Source organism: Deltaproteobacteria bacterium (genome assembly GCA_016875395.1).
Lineage (GTDB): Bacteria > Myxococcota_A > UBA9160 > UBA9160 > UBA6930 > VGRF01.
Genome location: VGRF01000028.1, coordinates 32503 through 49733 on the forward strand (window position 1 = coordinate 32503; position 17231 = coordinate 49733).

The 17231-nt window shown below is 69.4% G+C and carries 19 protein-coding genes; 8 read left to right on the forward strand and 11 right to left on the reverse strand.

Translation table 11 applies throughout. From position 1 onward, the window contains the following. Nucleotides 1-6 precede the first annotated feature (6 nt). The gene (gstA, locus tag FJ091_17895) at nt 7-621 is read right to left on the reverse strand and encodes a glutathione transferase GstA (GenBank protein ID MBM4385227.1); all 615 of its coding nucleotides are present in this window, start codon (nt 619-621) and stop codon (nt 7-9) included. A gap of 47 nt (nt 622-668) precedes the next feature. Here gstA and FJ091_17900 point away from each other — a divergent pair, with 47 nt between their 5' ends. Continuing rightward, nucleotides 669-1295: a TetR/AcrR family transcriptional regulator gene (locus tag FJ091_17900; protein ID MBM4385228.1), complete on the forward strand. Its 627-nt coding sequence runs from the start codon at nt 669-671 to the stop codon at nt 1293-1295. Between the two features lie 9 nt (nt 1296-1304). Here the strand turns inward: FJ091_17900 and FJ091_17905 are convergent, their stop codons facing one another. The 3 genes from FJ091_17905 to FJ091_17915 are packed head-to-tail and all read right to left on the reverse strand — an operon-like array spanning nt 1305 to nt 2916. Then, a complete protein-coding gene (locus FJ091_17905) occupies nt 1305-1742 on the reverse strand; it encodes a HEAT repeat domain-containing protein (protein ID MBM4385229.1) in 438 nt (145 codons plus the stop codon). Between the two features lie 8 nt (nt 1743-1750). After that, nucleotides 1751-2389, reverse strand: coding sequence for a Type 1 glutamine amidotransferase-like domain-containing protein (locus tag FJ091_17910; protein MBM4385230.1), 639 nt, complete (start codon nt 2387-2389; stop codon nt 1751-1753). After that, nucleotides 2386-2916 (reverse strand): GNAT family N-acetyltransferase, encoded by a 531-nt coding sequence (locus FJ091_17915; GenBank protein MBM4385231.1) that lies wholly within the window; start codon nt 2914-2916, stop codon nt 2386-2388. The genes FJ091_17910 and FJ091_17915 overlap by 4 nt, the downstream gene beginning before the upstream one ends. 67 nt (nt 2917-2983) lie before the next feature. Here FJ091_17915 and FJ091_17920 point away from each other — a divergent pair, with 67 nt between their 5' ends. From FJ091_17920 to FJ091_17930, 3 genes are read left to right on the forward strand one after another with little or no spacing between them, the layout of a single operon-like run. Continuing rightward, on the forward strand, nt 2984-4030 hold the full coding sequence (locus tag FJ091_17920) for a zinc-binding dehydrogenase (protein MBM4385232.1): 1047 nt from the start codon (nt 2984-2986) through the stop codon (nt 4028-4030). Between the two features lie 3 nt (nt 4031-4033). After that, entirely contained in the window at nt 4034-4909 is an 876-nt protein-coding gene (mutM, locus tag FJ091_17925) for a bifunctional DNA-formamidopyrimidine glycosylase/DNA-(apurinic or apyrimidinic site) lyase (GenBank protein ID MBM4385233.1), read from the forward strand. A 10-nt stretch (nt 4910-4919) separates the two neighbouring features. Further along, nucleotides 4920-6431, forward strand: a complete 1512-nt coding sequence (locus tag FJ091_17930) for a DUF814 domain-containing protein (GenBank protein ID MBM4385234.1) — start codon at nt 4920-4922, stop codon at nt 6429-6431. 9 nt (nt 6432-6440) lie between these two features. On the opposite strand, the gene FJ091_17935 is transcribed toward FJ091_17930, so the two are convergent. Next, nucleotides 6441-6815 carry a DUF2750 domain-containing protein gene (locus FJ091_17935; protein MBM4385235.1) on the reverse strand — a complete coding sequence of 125 codons (375 nt, stop codon included), beginning with the start codon at nt 6813-6815 and terminating at the stop codon, nt 6441-6443. Between the two features lie 172 nt (nt 6816-6987). Between FJ091_17935 and FJ091_17940 the strand changes: the two genes are divergently transcribed. Then, entirely contained in the window at nt 6988-8478 is a 1491-nt protein-coding gene (locus FJ091_17940; protein MBM4385236.1) for an AAA family ATPase, read from the forward strand. Here the strand turns inward: FJ091_17940 and FJ091_17945 are convergent. The 6 genes from FJ091_17945 to FJ091_17970 form a co-directional block, all read right to left on the reverse strand. Then, nucleotides 8475-8951: an NUDIX hydrolase gene (locus tag FJ091_17945; GenBank protein MBM4385237.1), complete on the reverse strand. Its 477-nt coding sequence runs from the start codon at nt 8949-8951 to the stop codon at nt 8475-8477. The two genes, FJ091_17940 and FJ091_17945, sit on opposite strands and share 4 nt — an antisense overlap. A 2-nt stretch (nt 8952-8953) precedes the next feature. Next, nucleotides 8954-9835 carry an FAD:protein FMN transferase gene (locus tag FJ091_17950; GenBank protein MBM4385238.1) on the reverse strand — a complete coding sequence of 294 codons (882 nt, stop codon included), beginning with the start codon at nt 9833-9835 and terminating at the stop codon, nt 8954-8956. A 98-nt stretch (nt 9836-9933) separates the two neighbouring features. After that, the gene (locus tag FJ091_17955) at nt 9934-10443 is read right to left on the reverse strand and encodes a hypothetical protein (GenBank protein MBM4385239.1); all 510 of its coding nucleotides are present in this window, start codon (nt 10441-10443) and stop codon (nt 9934-9936) included. Continuing rightward, nucleotides 10444-11004 (reverse strand): FMN-binding protein, encoded by a 561-nt coding sequence (locus FJ091_17960; GenBank protein ID MBM4385240.1) that lies wholly within the window; start codon nt 11002-11004, stop codon nt 10444-10446. Continuing rightward, complete coding sequence (locus FJ091_17965) at nt 10994-12289, reverse strand: hypothetical protein (GenBank protein ID MBM4385241.1); 1296 nt, start codon at nt 12287-12289, stop codon at nt 10994-10996. The genes FJ091_17960 and FJ091_17965 overlap by 11 nt, the downstream gene beginning before the upstream one ends. A gap of 180 nt (nt 12290-12469) precedes the next feature. Next, nucleotides 12470-13714: a cytochrome P450 gene (locus FJ091_17970; protein MBM4385242.1), complete on the reverse strand. Its 1245-nt coding sequence runs from the start codon at nt 13712-13714 to the stop codon at nt 12470-12472. A gap of 97 nt (nt 13715-13811) precedes the next feature. On the opposite strand from FJ091_17970, the gene FJ091_17975 reads away from it, so the two are divergent. The 3 genes from FJ091_17975 (at nt 13812) to FJ091_17985 (ending at nt 17205) form a co-directional block, all read left to right on the forward strand. Continuing rightward, nucleotides 13812-14465 carry a TetR/AcrR family transcriptional regulator gene (locus FJ091_17975; GenBank protein MBM4385243.1) on the forward strand — a complete coding sequence of 218 codons (654 nt, stop codon included), beginning with the start codon at nt 13812-13814 and terminating at the stop codon, nt 14463-14465. A 172-nt stretch (nt 14466-14637) separates the two neighbouring features. Further along, the gene (locus tag FJ091_17980) at nt 14638-15795 is read left to right on the forward strand and encodes an amidohydrolase (GenBank protein ID MBM4385244.1); all 1158 of its coding nucleotides are present in this window, start codon (nt 14638-14640) and stop codon (nt 15793-15795) included. Nucleotides 15796-15816: 21 nt separating this feature from the next. Next, nucleotides 15817-17205 (forward strand): CoA transferase, encoded by a 1389-nt coding sequence (locus FJ091_17985; GenBank protein MBM4385245.1) that lies wholly within the window; start codon nt 15817-15819, stop codon nt 17203-17205. Nucleotides 17206-17231 lie beyond the last annotated feature (26 nt).

A 17231-nucleotide genomic window follows, 5' to 3' on the forward strand; every position in this document is an offset into this window, starting at 1 on the left:
GCCTGCTCAGCTCTTCGGCACCGCCGCCATCTCCGCTGCGATTGCGGCCTGTACTGCCGGGCGCTTCTGAATGCCTTCGAGGTACGCCGCTGCAGTGGGCGCCAGCGTCGCGCCGACGCGCTGCGCGAGCATCAGCGACCACGCGAGGTACGCGTCCGCGATCGTGAAGTGGTCGCCCACTGCGAACGCGCGGCCTTCGAGCTGCTTCGCTACGTACGCGAGCTTCTTGTCGAGCGCGCCGCGCGCCCACGCCTTCGCTTCCTGCGGCGAGTCGGGCGTGAACATCGTGGCGTAACAAGCCTTGTGGATCTCGGTGCCGACATAGTTCAGCCATTCGAGCACGCGGTAGCGATCGCGCGATCCCGGCGCAGGCAGAAGACCCGCGTTCGGCGCGGCGTCGGCGAGGTACTGAAGCACCGCGGCGTTCTCGGTGAGGATGCTGCCGTCGTCGAGGCGCAGCGTCGGCACCTGGCCCTTGGGCGAGACGGCGAGGAAGTCTTCCCCCGCCGCGGTGCGCTTGGTCGAGAGCGTGACGGCGGTGAGCTCGAGCGGGATGCCGGCCTCGCGCGCGGTGATGTGGCTCGCGAGCGAACATGCAAAGGGCGAGAAGTAGAGCTTCATGGTTGCCTCCGGATCGTGAGTACCTATTCTGTACCTAACGGTACATTATGAAGCGCACAGCGTCGAGCACGAAATCGGCCCCACGAAAGCGCGGCAGGCCCGCGGAGTTCCAGCGCGGCGCCGCGCTCGATGCCGCGCTCGCGACGTTCTGGCAGCGCGGCTACGGCGGCGCGTCGCTCGACGACCTGACGACCGCGATGGATCTCAACAAGCCGAGCCTCTACGCCGCGTTCGGGAACAAGCAGCAGCTGTACGAGGCCGCCGTCGACCACTACGTCGCGAACATCGGCGCCTCGTACCTCGCGCCGCTCGCGGCCGCGAAGCTGCGCGCCGCGCTCGATGGCTTCTTCGACGCGATGATCGAGGGTGTGTCCGGCAAGCACGGCCCGCGCGGCTGCATCGTCGCGTGCACACTGCCTGCGGAGGCGGGCGCCTCGAACGCCGCGCAGGCGAAGCTCGCCGCGGTGCTCGCGCAGCTCGACAGCGCGCTGGTTGCGCGCATCCACGCCGCGCAGCTGGCGGGCGAGATCGCGAAGCGTCGCGACGCGCGCGTGCTCGGCCAGCTCGTCACGAGCGGGATGCTGGCGCTCTCGATCCGCGCGCGCGCGGGCGCGAGCAAGCGCACGCTGCGCGCGATCGCGGACGAGATCGTGGCGGCGGTGCTGGCGCCCTGACAGCGCGCGTCAGCGCGCCGCTTCTCCCGCGCCGAGCGAATCGAGCGCTCTCCGCGCGTCCTCACGCACGCGCGCATCGGTGTCAGCGAGCGCACCGCGCAGCGCGTCCTCGATCTGCACCGCGAGCCGGGCGCGCGTCGGCTTGCACGGCGCGCACGTGAGCGCGTGGATCGCGTGGCGCCGCACCTTCGCGACAGGATCGGAGAGCTTGCGCAGGATCGGCTCCAGGTACGACTCGTCCGCGAGGTGATCCATCAGCTGGAGGCACCACCAGCGCACCTTCGCGTTGGGATGCTCGAGCCCGGCGATCAACGCAGCCTTCGCTTCGTCGCACACGCGCACGCGGCGCAGATCACCCGCGTTGATTGCGCCCACGAGCGCGACGATCGCTGCGTTGCGGCGCGACTTGTCGGCGAAAGCGGCGACGAGGTCGGCTGCAGAAGTCATGCGCGTCTCTACGTCCCGGGCGGGAAGAGTCTCGCGTCGCCGAAGATGCGCTCGCCTTCGCTCGACAGCGACCAAGCCGCGCCATCCGCCAACGCGACGACCTCCGCGGCGGCGGCCTCGGCATAGCGACTCACGGCCTCCAGAAAATCCGCGCCGCAGCGATTCAGATGCGGGAGCAGCTCGCTGCGCGCGGCGCCGATCGCGGTGAACTCTTCGCGCCGAGCGAGCACGTCGTCGAGCGGCGCGGCGGTCAATCGAAACAGTGAGATGTTCGGTGTCAGCTGCATTGCGCCTCCACTGGCCGCGACGACGCAACCCCCACTCGCGATCTTGCGCTCCACGGGCGCGCGAAGCTCGGGCCGGAGGAGCCGATTGCGAAAGGCGATCGGATCGCCGCCCGAGAGATAGAGGACGTCACACGAAGCGAGGAGCGCCGCGGCGTCCGCCGGATGCGTCACGTCGGCGATCGGCTCGAGCTTCGAGAAGCCAATCTGAGCGAAGGCTCTCTGCGCAGTCGCGAAGTGGGTGCGCAGCGACGCCACGCTCGGCGCAAGCCACGCGATTCGAGGATCGGAGCTGCCTCGCATCGCGTTCGACACCGCCTCGTTCGCGCTCGCGGGAAAGTCACTCGTGAGCCAGAGGTTCACGGCGCCGACTCGCCCAAGCTTCGCCCCATCGTGCGAACACGCGGCGCAGCGCCCGGTCGCAGCGCCGCGGTCTTCTCCGTGCGGGCGAATCCAGCACGCGCGTAGAGCCGCTCCGCGCGCCCATTGCCTTCGGTGACCTGAAGCTCGACTCGCTTCGCATTGCGCGCTCGCGCCCAATCAAGCACGGCGTCGACGACCAATCGGCCCACGCCCGCACGTCGCGCGTCCGGGTCGATCCACATCGCGCCGAGGTGCGCGATCTCGGGGCGCTCGCTTTCCAGACGCGCGTACACGACGCCGATCGCGCGGCCCGCCCGCTCGGCGATGAAGAGCGCGTGCGTCGGCGAAGCCGCGACGCCCGCGACGAGCTCCTCCCACTGCGCATCCGGCCATGCGCTCGCCCCTGCGAGGGTCTGCTGAAACGCGTCGGGTGACTCCGCAAGCGCGCGCAGGCGGATCTCGCGAAACGCGCGCCAGTCGGTCGCGCGCAGCTCGCGGATCGTTGCGCGTGTCTCGCCGGCTTCCATCGCCCGAGCCTAACGCCACGGTGCGCTTCGCCTCGCGCTATAGAGTCGCGCGCTCGGGAGGTCTCTCATGCGCGCAGCCGTCATGCGCTCGGGCCGAATCGTCACCGCCGACGTCGCGGAGCCGACGCCTGGGCCCGGACAGGTGCTCGTGAAGACGCTCGCGTGCGGCATCTGCGGCTCGGACCTGCACGCGCTGAAGCACGGCGAGCAGATGGCGCGCGTGTCGCGCGAAGTCGATGCCTGGGCGTTCGTGATGGACCTCTCGCGCGACGTCGTGATGGGCCACGAGTTCTGCGCCGAAGTCCTCGACTTCGGCCCCGGCTGCGAGCGCAAGCTGAAGCGCGGCGATCGCGTGTGCTCGATGCCGATGGTGCCCGTCGGCGATCGCATCGCGGGCGTGGGCTACTCGAACGAGTTTCCTGGCGGATACGGCGAGCGCATGGTGCTCGGCGAGCAGTGGTTGTTACGCGTGCCCGACTCGCTGCCGACCGAGGCGGCCGCGCTGACCGAGCCGCTCGCGGTCGCGGAGCACGCGGTCGCGAAGGCCGCGCTCGGCAACGGCGAGGCGCCGGTCGTGATCGGCTGCGGGCCGGTCGGGCTCGCGGTGATCGCCTCGCTCGCGCGCCGGCGCATCGCGCCGATCGTCGCCTCGGATTTTTCGCCCATTCGCCGCGCGCAGGCGGCGAAGGTGGGCGCGCACGTCGTCGTCGACCCCCGCAGCGAGGCGCCGATGGAGCGCTTCACGGCGAACGCGGGTGCGAAACAGGCCGTGATCTTCGAGTGCGTCGGCGTTCCCGGCATGCTCGCGCAGCTGATGAAGCAGGCGCCGCGCGGCGGGCGGATCATCGTCGTGGGCGTCTGCCTCGAAGAGGACCGCATCCAGCCGCTCGTGCCGATCTCGAAGGAGCTGAACCTGCAGTTCGTGCTCGCCTACACGCGCGAGGAGTTCACCGCGACGCTGCATGCGCTCGCGGACGGCGAGCTCGACGCGAGCGCGTTCGTGACGGGCAAGGTCGGCGTCGACGGCGTCGCGGGCGCGTTCGAGACGCTCGGCACGCCCGATCGCCACGTGAAGATCCTGGTCGAGCCGTGGCGCAGCGGCGGGCTCCAGTAACGAATGCCGGAGCTTCCCGAAGTCGAGGTGACGCGGCGCCGCATCGCGCCGGTGTTGGTGGGCCGAACGTTCGCGCGCGTCCGCACCACGAAGCCCTCGTACTTCTTCATCACGCCGCCCGAGAAGCTCCGGCGCGGGCTCGAAGGCCACACGGTGAAGGCGCTCGCGCGGCGCGGGAAGTATCTGCTCGCGGAGATCGACGGCGGCTCGCAGCTGTTGTTACACCTCGGCATGACGGGCCAGCTCTTCTCGAGCAACGTCGCCAGCGTGCGCCTGCTCTCCGCGACCGTGCGCGCCTCGCTCGCACCCGAGGCGCAGCTCCGCTTCGAGCCCGACGCGCACACGCATCTTCAGCTCGCGTTCGCCGACGACGGCCCGCAGGTCTTCTTCCGCGACGTGCGCAAGTTCGGAAAGGTGCAGCTGCTCGCGCCCGGCGAGGCGAGCGAGCGCCTCGCAAAGCTCGGGCCGGATGCGCTCGATCTCACGGGCGAAGCCCTGTTCGCTGCGACGCGTGGGCGGGTCGTCGCGATCAAGAGCCTGCTGCTCGATCAAGCCGTGATCGCAGGCGCGGGCAACATCTACGCCGACGAAGCGCTGTTCCTCGCGGGCGTGCGCCCGACGCGGCGCGCCCAAAAGGTGAAGCGCGACGAGTGCGAGCGCATCGCCGACGCGTTGAAGCGCGTGCTGCTGCGTTCGATCGAGACGGGCGGCAGCTCGATCAGCGACTACGTGGCGCCCGACGGGAGCGACGGCGCCTATCAGGACGAGCGCCGCGTCTACGCGCGCGAAGGCGAAGCTTGCGCGCAGTGCGGCACGAAGATCAAGCGCATCGTGATCGGGCAGCGCAGCGCGCACTACTGCCCGAGCTGCCAGCCGTGAGCTGCGCGCTGTGCTGACGCTCACCGAGCTGCGCCGTGTCGCCGCGCTACTCGATCGCACGCGGCGCGGCGCGCGCGTCGACAAGATCGTGCAGACCGAGGATGCCTCGCTCGCGCTGCTGTTCGCCGGGTCGGACTCGTTGCCGCCGCAGGATCGGCTCGTGCTCGCGCTGTGCGCGAAGCCTGGCGTCGCGCGAGTCTCCAAGTTGCGCGCGCTGCCCGCTGCGCCCGCGACACCGCCGCAGCTCGCGCAGTACCTGCGCGCGCACCTCGACGGCGCGCGGCTGCGCAGCGTGCAGATCGAAGGCGCGGACCGGCAGCTGCGGCTGCGCTTCGACACGCGCGAAGAGAAGCTGTCGCTGCTGTTCTCGATCCTCGGGCCGCGCAGCAACGTGTACGCGCTCGATGCGGACGATCGCGTCGTCGCGAGCGCGCGCCCGCTGGCGGAGACGCGGCGCGACTTGGTGTTAGGCGAGCCGTGGCGCTCGCCCGAGGGCGGCCCGCGCAGCGAGGGCGAGGACCGCTTCGCGAGCGCAAGCGACGAAGACTTGCTCGGGGCGATCGAGGCGCACTACGCGGAAAAGGAAGCGAGCGCGGATGAGGCCTCGCTCGCTCGCCGCGTCGCGCAGGCGCTTCGCAAGCAGCGCGCCGCGATCGAGAAGAAGCTGCGCCTCGCGCAGGAGGATGCGGAGCGCGCGGGCAACGCGGAGCAGCTGAAGCGCTGGGGCGAGCTCGTCGCGGCGCACATCACCGCGCTGAAGCTCGGGGACGTCACGCTGCGCGCGAACGACTTCGCGAGCGGCGCGCCCGTAGAGGTTCCGCTCGATCCCAAGCTCACGCCCGCCCAGAACAAGGACGAGTACTTCCGCCGCGCGAAGAAGGCGGAACGCACTGCACTGAAGGCTGCGCAGGAAGTGGCGGAAGCGCAGGACCGCCTAACAAGCCACGGCGCGCTCGAAGCGCGCGCAACGGGGTGCGCGGACGACGCCGCTGCGTTGGCGACGTTTGCGCAGGAGCCCGAGCTCGCGCGCTTGCTGGAGCGCTTCGCGCCGCAGCCCGCGCCCGCGACGAAGCCTGAGAAGAAGGCGCGCGAGTGGCGCGTGGGGAAGACGGTGCTCCCGACGCGCCTCGCGCCCAAGGTCTACAAGACGGGCGACGGCCTCGAGATCTGGGTGGGCAAGAACGACGAGGGCAACGACGTCCTGACGACACGCCTTGCGCGCGGCACCGATCTCTTCTTTCACCTCGAGGGCAACCACGGCAGCCACGTCGTCCTGTGCACCGAGGGCAAGGGCGAGGACGCGCCGCCCGAGTCGGTGCTCGAAGCGGCCGAGCTGTCCGTGCATTTCTCGAAGGCGAAGGGCGCGACGCGCGCCTCGGTGCACGTCGCGCCCATCAAGCACGTGAGCAAGCCGAGCGGCGCGAAGCCGGGCCTCGTCTACGTCACGCGCGGCAAGACGATCCAGCTGCGCCGAGATCCGGCGCGCCTCGCGAAGGTGTTAGGGGCGCGGGTGGAGGAGTGAGCGCGGCGCTCAGTGAAGCTGTTCCGGCCGCCAGCGCCTCTCGATGCCCGCGCGAAGCGCGCGTTCGAGCCAGTCGGCGGGAATCCAGAACAAGCCAAGGTCCTCCATCGCGTCGCCGATTCCGATGACGACGTCCTCCGCGATCGCTCGCTGCATCAGCAGCATCAAGTCGTCGAGCGGAATCTCGGTCAGCCGCAAGTGAGGCCATGACTTCCGCCGCGCGCGCCGTGCGGTGGACCTCGACGACCAGAGCGGGAAGATCGTTTCGCCTTGGTCATGCAAGACGCGCAGGTCGCCATCGAGGGAGAGAGTGAAGGCTCGCTTTGCGCCAACCACTTCGAGCAGGAAGAGGGACAGAAAGAACTGCACGGGCGTGAGCCGCATGGGAATCCCGGGCGGGACCGCGGGACGAGAAGCGAGAGCGTGCGCGGCGACGGCGAGCGAGTCAACGCGAACGTGTGTTCACGCCTCGGAAGCGCGCGCACTTTGATTGCGCGCGCACCTCGACGGCAATCGGCGAGTCAAGGGAGGCGTCGAATCGGCCGATGCTCACCGCGTGAAGCCGTCCACCACCGTTCACGACCTAAAGGCGCTCGTGCAGTCTTTCCATCCCGTGATCGCGTTCGACACGGAGGAGGAAGAGCGCGTCGAGAAGCTCGCGGACACGGTCGCTGCCGAGCTCGGCATGCCCGTGTTCGTGTGGACGCTGACGAGCGGCTTGTTCCGCAAGCCCGGCGCAAACGGGACGATCAACACCACGGTCCCGAACGAGCTGTTCGCGCACATGCAGACCCTCTCGCTCGAAGCGGTCTTTCTGCTCAAGGACGTGGCGAAGCACCTCGCCGATCCTGCGGTGTGCCGCTCGTTCCGCGAGGCGGCCCAGCAGTTCTCGGGCACGCGCTCGACGATGTGGATCGTGGGCACCCAGCTCGAGTTTCCGAGCGACGTGAAGCACCACGTCCTGCACTTTCCGCTCGATCTCCCGACCAAGCGCGAGCTCGCCGAGATCGTGACCGCGGTGGCGCGGGGGCTGAAGGAGCGCACGGGCGCGAGGATCGAGCTCGCGAAGCCCGACCTCGAACGCCTCCTCGACGCACTCAGCGGCCTCACCTCGCACCAAGCGAAGCAGGCGGTCGCCGCGGTGATCATGGAAGACGGGAAGCTGCACGCCGAGGACGTGCGCCGCATCGTCGATCGCAAGGCGAAGCTGTTAGGGCAGGACGGGCTGCTCGAGTACTACCCGGCCGAAGACAACACGTACGAGCTCGGCGGCTTCGCGCGCCTCAAGCAGTGGCTCGGTCGTGCGCGCATCGCCTTCAGCCCCGAGGCCGCGGAGCTCGGGCTGCCCGCGCCGCGCGGCATTTTGCTGGCGGGTGTGCAGGGCTGCGGGAAGTCGCTCGCGGCGAAGGCGATCGCTCGCGAGTGGACGATGCCGCTGCTGAAGCTCGACGCCGGGCGTCTCTACGACAAGTACATCGGCGAGAGCGAGAAGAACCTCCGGCGCGCGATTCAGCTCGCGGAGGCGATGTCGCCGTGCGTGCTGTGGATCGACGAGCTCGAGAAGAGCTTCGCCTCGTTCAGCGAGGGCGGCATGGACGGCGGCGTGTCGCAGCGCATCTTCGCGACGCTGCTGACGTGGCTGCAGGAGAAGAAGAAGCCCGTGTTCGTGGTGGCGACCGCGAACGACGTGTTCCGCCTCCCACCCGAGCTGATGCGCAAGGGCCGCTTCGACGAGCTGTTCTTCGTCGACTTGCCCGCGCCCGCCGAGCGCAAGTCCATCTTCGAGATTCATCTGCGCCGCAAGAAGCAAGACCCAGCGCGCTTCGATCTCGCCCAGCTCGTCGCGGCGAGCGACGGCATGAGCGGCGCCGAGATCGAGCAGGCCGTGATCTCGGCGCTGCTGCGCGCGCTGCACGAGAAGCGCGCGCTCGACACCGCGCTGCTCGCCGACGAGCTCGCGAGCACCGTGCCGCTCTCGCGCACGCGCGCGGAGGACGTTGCGCGGCTGCGCGAGCTCGCGAAGGGCAGGTTCGTGCCGGTGGCCTAGCGGCCGCTTCGCGCGCGCCACGCAGCGAGCGGCGGCCACAGTTTCAGCGAAGCGATCTCGCCTTCACGCACCCACCTCAGCTCCGCGATCTCCGCGCCGTCGCAGCGCACGATGGGCTCGAGCTCGCAGCGCAGCTCGAAGAACGTCACGTGATCGCGGATGTGGTTGTGCTCGAGATGCAGATCGCCGAGATCCGTCAGCGCACCCGGATCGACCGCGAGCGCCGTCTCCTCGCGCAGCTCGCGCGCGGCGGCGACGCGCGGTGTCTCGCCGCGATCGATGCGGCCGCCGGGAAGTCCCCACCAGCTCTGATACGTGGAGCGCACCAACAACAAGTGGTCCGCGTGGCGGACGAAGACGCCGACGCCGCGCACGTGCGGATGGAACGCGCGGTTGTAGAGCGCGATTGCTCTCGCGCCGGCGCGCACGACGACGCGTGCGAGCGGCTGCGGGAGGAGATGCAGGGCGCGCACGCTCAGCCGCCGTCGGCGTCGAGCTGGAAGCCGGGAGTCTCTGCGAGCACGCGCGCGCCCGCGTCGACGCGCGCTTCGATGCCGCCGCGCGCGTGAGCGGCGGTGATGCCGGCTTCGGGCTCGAGCACGATGAGCGCGGTGCTCCAGGCTTCCGCGATCGCGCCGCTCTCGGCGAACACGATCGCGCGCTGCTCGCGCGAGATGTTCTCCGACGTGCGCGGATCGACGATGTGGCCGTAGCGCACGCCCGCGATCTCGAACGTTTGGCCGAGGCTCTCCGAGATCGAGACGTTCGCATCGCGCAGGCTCAGCACCGATCCGTCACCGAGACGAATCCGCCAATTCGGCGCATCGAGGGGTGCGCCGAGCGCGAGCAGGCTGCTGCCACCGAAGTTGAGGAGTGCGCGGCCAAAGCCTTCCGCGCGGAGCAGCTCGCCGAGTCGGTCGAGAGCCCAGCCCTTGGCGATGCCGCCGAGATCGAGCGCGGCGCCCGCTGGCAGCGCGATCGTCCCGCGCAGCGCATCGAGCTCGACGCGCTCGATGCCGACCGACGCGCGCGCCGACGCGATCTCCGCAGGGCTCGGCGCAGCGCCGTGCTCCTCCGCCCAGCGCCAGAGCCGCATCACCGGACCCACCGTGATGTCGAAGGCGCCCTCGGTTTCCCGCGCGAAGCCGCGCGCGTCGATCAAGATTCGCACGAGCTCCGGCGACGCCGCTTGCGGCCCCGTGCCTGCTCTCGCATTCAGGCGCGCGAGCTCTCCGTCAGCGCGCCAGGTCGTGAAGATCGATTCGAGGCGCTCGACTTCTGCGAAGCAGCGCTCGATGGTGGCGTGCGCGCGCTCGCGATCGTCCGCCACGAGCGTGATTTCGAGGACGGTGCCCATCGCGGGACGCCCAGCGCTCACGTGCGCGGGCTCGAGTCGCTGCGATTCTGGCGTCGCACACGCCGCCAGCGCTGCGCCGAGGAGCAGCGCGGCGCACCTCATTCGAGCTGCGCGCCCTGCGTGTAGTTGCGCCCGGAGCCGCGGAACACGGCCCACAGCGAGAGCAGAATCAGCGCGGCGAGGCTCGTCTGCAGCGCGAGGAAGCCCGCGATCTTCAGCCAGGCGAACGCAGGATGGACGAAGCGCACGAGCCACCCGCCGCCTTCGTCGAGCGCCGCGCTGAGGAACGGGAAGGCGATCATCGCGACCTTCGTGCGCACGCTCACGGGCACGAACAGCACGAGGTGCGTGAGCACGAGCAGCAGCATGCCCATCGCGAACATGTGGAAGTGCGCGATCTCGAGCATTCCCTGATAAGTGCGCGGCGGACGGAACTCGCGCTCGTCGCCGAGGTAGTAGGAGACCACCGAGTCGGGCGTGAGCGACATCTTGTCGAAGTAGAGCAGCGCGTTCGTCAGCCAGAGCACCGCCACGTAGAGCGCGTAGCACGCGATGATCGTCTGCAGGAGACGATTGCGGCTCCACTCGCCCGTGATGACGAAGCGCAATCAGCCGCCTTCCGCGTGCGCCACGCTCGCCGCCGGCGCGGGCACGAGCAGGGAGAACAGCGCGAGCGAGCGGCGCACGCTGTTGGTCACGGCGCGCGTCGAGAGCGTCGCGCCCGCGATGCCGTGCACGCTGCCGCCCACTCTCAGGTCGGGCGTGAGCGTTCGCTGATCGAACTGCTCCAGCCAGCGCTGCGGCGGCAGGTAGTCCTGCGGCTCGTGGAACGCGAGCATGCGCGTCTGCGCGACGGCGCCGTCGGGCGAGATCACCACCAGCAGCGCCTCCGGCATCGACCGCACGTTGTGCACATCGACGAACGCGTAGCCGACGACGCGCCCGCCGCGCCACGCGGTGTGCAGCGTGACGATGCGGCTCTCGAGTGGCGCGCGCGAGCGCTCCTCGACCGCGCGCTTCTCCCGGTCGTCGAGCAGCACCGAGCGCTTCTCGATGCGCGCGCCGGGGAAGGCGGCCGCGAGCGCCTCGGCCTGCGATGCGAACACCTCGCCGAGCGCGCTGGTCGCGAGGAGCAGCACGGTGACGAGCAGCGCGAGCCTAATAAGCAAAGCCGACCCCCAGCGCGATCTGATCCGGGCGCAGGCCGGACTCCGCGTGCTCGTTCCGGTACTCGGCCTTCAGCACCACGTTCGGGTGCGGGAAGTACGAGAGCCCGGTCGAGAGCACCCAATAGTCCTGGTTCAGGTTGCGCACGAAGCCGTTCGGAACGTCGTGCTGCGTGTCGATGAACTCGATGCGTGCGTACGGCTCGAGCGCCTGCTCCTCGCTCTCGCCGAACAGCAGCGGCCACACGTCGTAACCGAGCTCGAAGTAACCGCCGAGCATGTTCTGCGCGATGCCCGCGGTCGGCGCCTTGCCGAGCGCGGTCGAGAGCGCGCCCGCGTTCGAGAGGCCGGTGTAGGCGAAGAGCGCGCGCGAGCTGAAGCCGCCGCGCCGGTACTGCGCGTGGAACTCGCCGATCCACAGGTTTGCGTCGGGCCGGCCGGCTTGCTCCTGATCCGCGCCTCCGTAGTAGAACGCGCCGCCGAGCTCGAGACCGGGCAGCCGATCGGGCGACCAGTCCGCGCGCGCCACGAACGCAGCGTCTTCCGCGAACGCGCGATTTCCGTTCTGCCGACCGCTGCGAAAGCCATCGGAGCCGAAGCCCGCGGCGTTGAAGCCGGTCGTCACGTACGCGCGGTACTCGAACGTCTCGCCGAGCTGCCCGTAGATGCCCGCGCCGAGCTCGCGCCAAGTCGACGGCAGCAGCCGCACCTCGGTCTCGGGGCGGAGCACACCGTAGAAATAGGGCGGCTCGTGGATCTCGTTCACGAAGCCCATCGGCATCAGCAGCATCCCCGCGCGGAAGTTCAGCTCGGGCTTCCAGTGGAAGTCGAGGTTCGCGAACTCGACCGAGACTTCACCGGTGCCCGCGGAGATGGAGCCCGGCCCGGTGCGCCCGTGCTCGAACTCGATCTCGGAGTTGAACACGATGCGGTCGTTGAACTTGTATCCGAGGTAAGTGATGAGCCGCAGCGCGTCCGCGCGCGCGAAGTTCGTGCCCTCGTCGTCGATCGGGTTCGTGTAGTTCAGCTCGCCGTAGCCGCCGATCGAGGCGCCGCGATTGCGCGCGTACACCTTCGAGGCCGCGGGGCCGAGGCCGTGCTCGCTCGCGAGCGGCTGCTCGTCGGGAACCGCGCTCTCGGTGCGGAGCTTCGCGATCTCCTCGGTGAGCACCTGGACTTGGCGCTCGAGTGCAGCGATGCGGTCGTCGCGGGCGGCGTCCTGGGCGAACGCTGCGGTCGCGACGAACGCGGTCAGAGCGAGGCAAGGAACGAAACGAGCGAGCGTCATAGAGCGGGGACCTCCGGTGCGATTGATTGAAATTGAAAACCGATTTCAATTTCAATGGCACGCTATCGAGGTCCTCGGACTCCTGTCAACGGCCTGGCGCGAATTTCGAAGGCGCGTTCGCAGAGTCGCTCGCAGGCCGGAGAAGCCACGTAACTCGCTGCCGTAGCTCGGGTTTCTGCTTCACGCCTCGGGTGTGTACTTCACCGGCATGCGCTTGATGCCCGCGATGAAGTTGCTGCGCTGGAACTCGGGGCGACCGATCGGCCGCATGTCCGGCAGGCGCGTTGCGATCTCTCGCAGGATGGAGCGCAGCTGCATGCGGGCGAGGTTCGCGCCGAGGCAGTAGTGCTCGCCGATGCCGAACGCGATGTGGTCGTTGTCCTTGCGCGTGATGTCGAAGCGCATCGCGCTCTCGCCGAACACCTCCTCGTCGCGATTCGCGGAGGGGTAGGAGAGGTAGAGCTTGTCGCCCTTCGCGATGCGCTGGCCGCGAATCTCGGTGTCTGCCATCGCGGTGCGCCGGAACATCATCACGGGCGGCGAGAAGCGCAGCACCTCCTCGATCGCGCCTTCGAGGTAGCGGTCGACGTCGCTCGTGAGCAGCTTCCACTGCTCCGGGTGCTCGAACATGAGGCGCATGAACTGCGAAGTCGCGTTGCGAGTCGTCTCGTTGCCCGCGACGCAAAGCAACACGAAGAAGTTGTTGAGCTCGAGCTCCGTCAGCGCCTCGCCTTCGACCGAGCCGTTCGCGAGCGCGCTCAGCAGCGTGTCGTCGGGCTTCGCCTTCTTCTGCGCCACGAGCTGGTTGCAGTAGAGCCACATCTGCATCGCGGTCGTCTTCGGGTCGACGGCGCGCATGTCGGCGTCGTCGGCGCCGATCATCTGGTTCGACCATTCGAAGATCTGTTTGCGCATCTCGAGGGGGATCCCGACCAGCTCGCAGATCAGCGTGAGCGGCAGCTCGCACGCGAGGTGCTCCACGAACTCGCACTCGCCCTTCTCCGCGATCGCGTCGACGGCCGCGCGGGCGTGACTGCGAATCGTCGGCTCGAGCTTCTCCACCATGCGCGGCGTGAAGCCGCGCTGCACGAGGCGGCGGTACTTCACGTGCTGCGGCGGATCCATCACGAGCATCGTCATGCGCTGGCCCGCGAGATCCTCGTCGTTCATCTCCCAGACGTAGGGGCCGCGCTCCGCGGAAGAGAACAGCTTCGGATTGCGCGAGACGTGAATCACGTCCGCGTGCTTGGAGAGCACCCAGAAGCCCTGCGTGACGTGCGAGATCGTCTTCTGCACCGCAGGCACCGGGCTCCAGTGGACGGGCGCCTCGCGCCGCAGCACGCGCAGGTACTCGTGCGGCGGGCCGCCGTGCGCCACGAACAGGTCGGGATCCGCGAGGTCGAGATCGCCGGGGCGGAGTGGCATGGGTTTCTCCTAGATTGGGCGCGTGCCCTCGGTGTGATCGGGTCGCAAGGACCCCGAGTTGAGCCGGGGGGACAGCATGTTCAAGGTATAAGACACCATGTCCGATGCCAAAGGCCAGCCCAAGGGCCCACGCGCGAAGTCGCGAGCAGACGTGCTGCGCGACTTCCGCGCCGACCAGATCCTCGAAGCCGCGACCGTCGTGTTCGGAAAGCTCGGCTACGCGGAAGCCTCGATCGAGCGCATCGCGGAAGAGGCCGGCGTCGCGCGCAGCACGGTCTACGTCTACTTCCCGAACAAGGACCTGCTGCTGAACCAGTGCCTCGCGCGGCACCGCGTCGTTCTCGGCGAGCGCGTTCGCACGGCGGTCGAGGCCGCGACGGGCTTCGAGGCGCGGCTCGCGGCGTTCTTCACCGCCGTGCTCGGCTACGTCGGCAACGTGAGTGAGTTCTTCCGCGCGCTGATGGGCGTGCGCGGCGTCGACCCGTTCTTCGGCGTCGGCAGCGGAGACGTGCCCACACCCGAGCTCGAGGCGCTGCGCGCCGAGTTCACCGCGCTGCTCGAGCGCGTGTTCGCCGACGCGATCGCCGCCGGCGAGCTCGCTCCCGAGTCGGTGCCGAGCGCGTTCGAAGCGCTCGCGCTGCTGCTCTACGGCGCGCTGATGCGCCGCACGATCGCGCCGGGCCCCGCCGACGCCTCGGCCGAAGCGGCGCAGCTCGCCCGCATCTACCTTCACGGCGTCGCGTGTCGATGACCTCGATCGCCACAGCTCAGCTTGACCCAAGCCACACGCCGAAGGATCAGCTGCGGCGCGAAGCGCCGTCGGCTGCATCCGCACTGCAACACGCGCGCGATCATCGGGATCGATCCCCTCAGCTGCGCGCACGAGCGAGCCAACACGGCGTCACGCACTGAGGAGTCCCTCCATGCTCTTTGACCGTTATCGCGTCATCGACATCGACACGCACATCACCGAGCCGGCCGGCGTGTGGACCGATCGCGTCTCCAAGAAGTGGGGCGATCGCGTGCCGCACATCAAGAACGTCGGCGGCGTCGATCTCTGGTTCATCGGCGATCAGACCGTGGGCATGCCGGGCGCGTACTCGGCGGCGGGCCACACCGGGACGTTTCCGGACATGCGCAAGAGTTATCAGGACATTCCGGCCGCGATGTACGACGCGAAGGCCCGCCTCGCGTGGCTCGACGAAGAGAAGCTCTGGGCGAACGTGATCTATCCCAACGTCGGCGGCTTCGGCGCGGGCGGCTTCCTGCGGCTCGGCGACCGCGCGCTCATGCTCGAGTGCGTGCAGGCCTACAACGACTTCTTGCTCGAGTGGTGCAGCGCGGACCCGCGCCGCCTCGTGCCGGTGATGGCGACGCCGTTCTGGGACGTCGCCGAGTCGGTGCGCGAGATCCAGCGCTGCGCCGGCAAGGGCTACAAGGCCGTGATCTTCTGCAACGACCCGAAGGACCACGGCCAGCCCGTCCTGCGCGACAAGCACTGGGATCCGATCTGGGCGACTGCGCAAGAAGCCGGTCTCTCGATCAGCTTCCACATCGGCGGCGGCAGCCTCGCCGAGCAGTTCAACGACCCGGCGAACATCGGCCAGAAGGCGAACTTCGCTCGCGTCTCGACGATGGCGACGCTCGACAACGCGAGGTGCATCTCGGACCTCATTCTCTCCGGCATTCCGCACCGCTTCCCGCGCCTTCCGCTCGTGTCGGTCGAGAGCGGCGTCGGCTGGGTGCCGTACCTGCTCGAGTCGCTCGACTGGCAGTGGCAGAACAACGGCGTCCGCGGCGAGCACCCCGAGTACGACCTGCTGCCGAGCGATTACTTCCGCCGCCAGATCTACACGAGCTTCTGGTTCGAAGAGGCGGGCCTCGAGAAGGCGATCGAGCTGTACCCCGACAACATCATGTTCGAGACGGACTACCCGCATCCGACCTGTCAGGCGCCCGGCCCGGCGAGCGCGGGCACGCATCCGCGCATCTATGCCGAGAAGGCGCTCGCGGGAGTGCCGGAGAGCTCGCTCGCGAAGGTGCTGCAGACGACGGCGCAGAAGTTGTACGGGCTTCACTAGCAACTCCGCGCGGAGTCGAGCATGCACGGTCTGCGCGGGGTTCGCGTCGTCGACTTCACCACGGGCATCGCAGGCCCGTACTGCACGAAGCTCTTCGCCGACGCCGGCGCCGAGGTCGTGCTGGTGGAGCCGCGCGGCGCGGCGAGCGAGCGCACGCCGCTGTTTCGCTTCCTCCACGCGAGCAAGCGCGCCGTCACCGGCGCGCCGGGCGGCGCGCACGTCGCCGATCTCGTCGCGAGCGCCGATCTCGTCGTCGAAGACTTCGCCGCGAGCGCGCCGCTCGATCGCGCCGCGCTGCTCGCGCGCCACCCGAGCCTCGTGCTCTGCTCGATCTCGCCGTACGGCCTGACAGGTCCGTACGCCTCGCGGCCCGCGACCGAGTTCACGATTCAGGCCGAGTGCGGATCGATCGCGGTGCGCGGGCGGCCGGGGCTGGAGCCGTATCAGGCGGGCGGGCGCGTCACGTACTGGTTCGGCGGCGTGATGGCGGCGGTCGCTGCGGCGGGCGCGGTGCATCGCGCCCGCACGACGGGACACGGCGAGCACGTCGATGTCTCGCTGCAGGAAGCGATGGCGCTCGCGACGACCACGTACGCCGATCTCTCGTCGTGGCTGATGGGGCGCGCGAAGCCGCCGTTCGCGGGGCATAGCATCGAGACGCCATCGATCGAGCCGACGGCGGACGGCTTCGTCGGCTTCAACACGAACACGGCGCAGCAGTTCAGCGACATCCTGCTCATGATCGAGCGGCCCGACCTGCGCGAGTCGCACGAGTTCGACACGGTCGTGCAGCGCCTCACGCGCCTCGCCGAGTGGGAAGCGATCGTGCACGCCTTCACGCGGCGGCACACGACGGCGGAGATCATCGAGCAGGCCGCGTTGTTACGGATTCCCGTCTCGCCCGTGTGCAGCGGCGAGACCGTGCTCGAGCATCTCGCGCTCTCGATCGAGACCGACGCGCAGTGGCGCGCGTTGTTGGGCGCGCTCGCTGCGCCCGCGTGGGCGACCGGCTTCCATGACGCCTCGCTCGCCGAGCGACGCGCGGCGCACGCCAAGCTCGACGAGGCCCTGCGTGCGCACTTCGCGGCGCGCGAGCTGGGCGCGAGCGTCGCGCAGCTCCTCGCGGCGGGTGTGCCCGCGGCGGAGGTGCAGGACGCGCGCTTCCTCAGCGAGCACCCGCAGATCGCGTCGCGCGGCTTCTGTGAGCGCGTACCGCATCCCGTCGTGGGCGACCTGCCGATCATGACTGTGCCGTTCCGCTACGCATCTGTTTCGCGCTGGCTTCAGCGCGCGGAGCCGACGCTCGGGCAGCACAACCACGAGTTGTTGGGGGAGCTCGGCTACGGCGACGCGCAGGTGGCGGAGCTCGAAGCGGAACGAGTGATCGGCACGCGGCCGATCGGGGTTTGAGAACGGGCAGAGCGCGATCGCCGCGG

What these genes read in the sequence shown, in the direction of transcription:
- gstA (MBM4385227.1), bottom strand. Translation starts at nt 621, where the DNA reads ATGAAGCTCTACTTCTCGCCCTTTGCATGTTCGCTCGCGAGCCACATC.
- FJ091_17900 (MBM4385228.1), top strand. Translation starts at nt 669, where the DNA reads ATGAAGCGCACAGCGTCGAGCACGAAATCGGCCCCACGAAAGCGCGGC.
- FJ091_17920 (MBM4385232.1), top strand. Translation starts at nt 2,984, where the DNA reads ATGCGCGCAGCCGTCATGCGCTCGGGCCGAATCGTCACCGCCGACGTC.
- FJ091_17965 (MBM4385241.1), bottom strand. Translation starts at nt 12,289, where the DNA reads ATGACGCTCGCTCGTTTCGTTCCTTGCCTCGCTCTGACCGCGTTCGTC.
- FJ091_17985 (MBM4385245.1), top strand. Translation starts at nt 15,817, where the DNA reads ATGCACGGTCTGCGCGGGGTTCGCGTCGTCGACTTCACCACGGGCATC.
- FJ091_17980 (MBM4385244.1), top strand. Translation starts at nt 14,638, where the DNA reads ATGCTCTTTGACCGTTATCGCGTCATCGACATCGACACGCACATCACC.
- FJ091_17950 (MBM4385238.1), bottom strand. Translation starts at nt 9,835, where the DNA reads ATGGGCACCGTCCTCGAAATCACGCTCGTGGCGGACGATCGCGAGCGC.
- FJ091_17905 (MBM4385229.1), bottom strand. Translation starts at nt 1,742, where the DNA reads ATGACTTCTGCAGCCGACCTCGTCGCCGCTTTCGCCGACAAGTCGCGC.
- FJ091_17970 (MBM4385242.1), bottom strand. Translation starts at nt 13,714, where the DNA reads ATGCCACTCCGCCCCGGCGATCTCGACCTCGCGGATCCCGACCTGTTC.
- mutM (MBM4385233.1), top strand. Translation starts at nt 4,034, where the DNA reads ATGCCGGAGCTTCCCGAAGTCGAGGTGACGCGGCGCCGCATCGCGCCG.
- FJ091_17935 (MBM4385235.1), bottom strand. Translation starts at nt 6,815, where the DNA reads ATGCGGCTCACGCCCGTGCAGTTCTTTCTGTCCCTCTTCCTGCTCGAA.
- FJ091_17975 (MBM4385243.1), top strand. Translation starts at nt 13,812, where the DNA reads ATGTCCGATGCCAAAGGCCAGCCCAAGGGCCCACGCGCGAAGTCGCGA.
- FJ091_17915 (MBM4385231.1), bottom strand. Translation starts at nt 2,916, where the DNA reads ATGGAAGCCGGCGAGACACGCGCAACGATCCGCGAGCTGCGCGCGACC.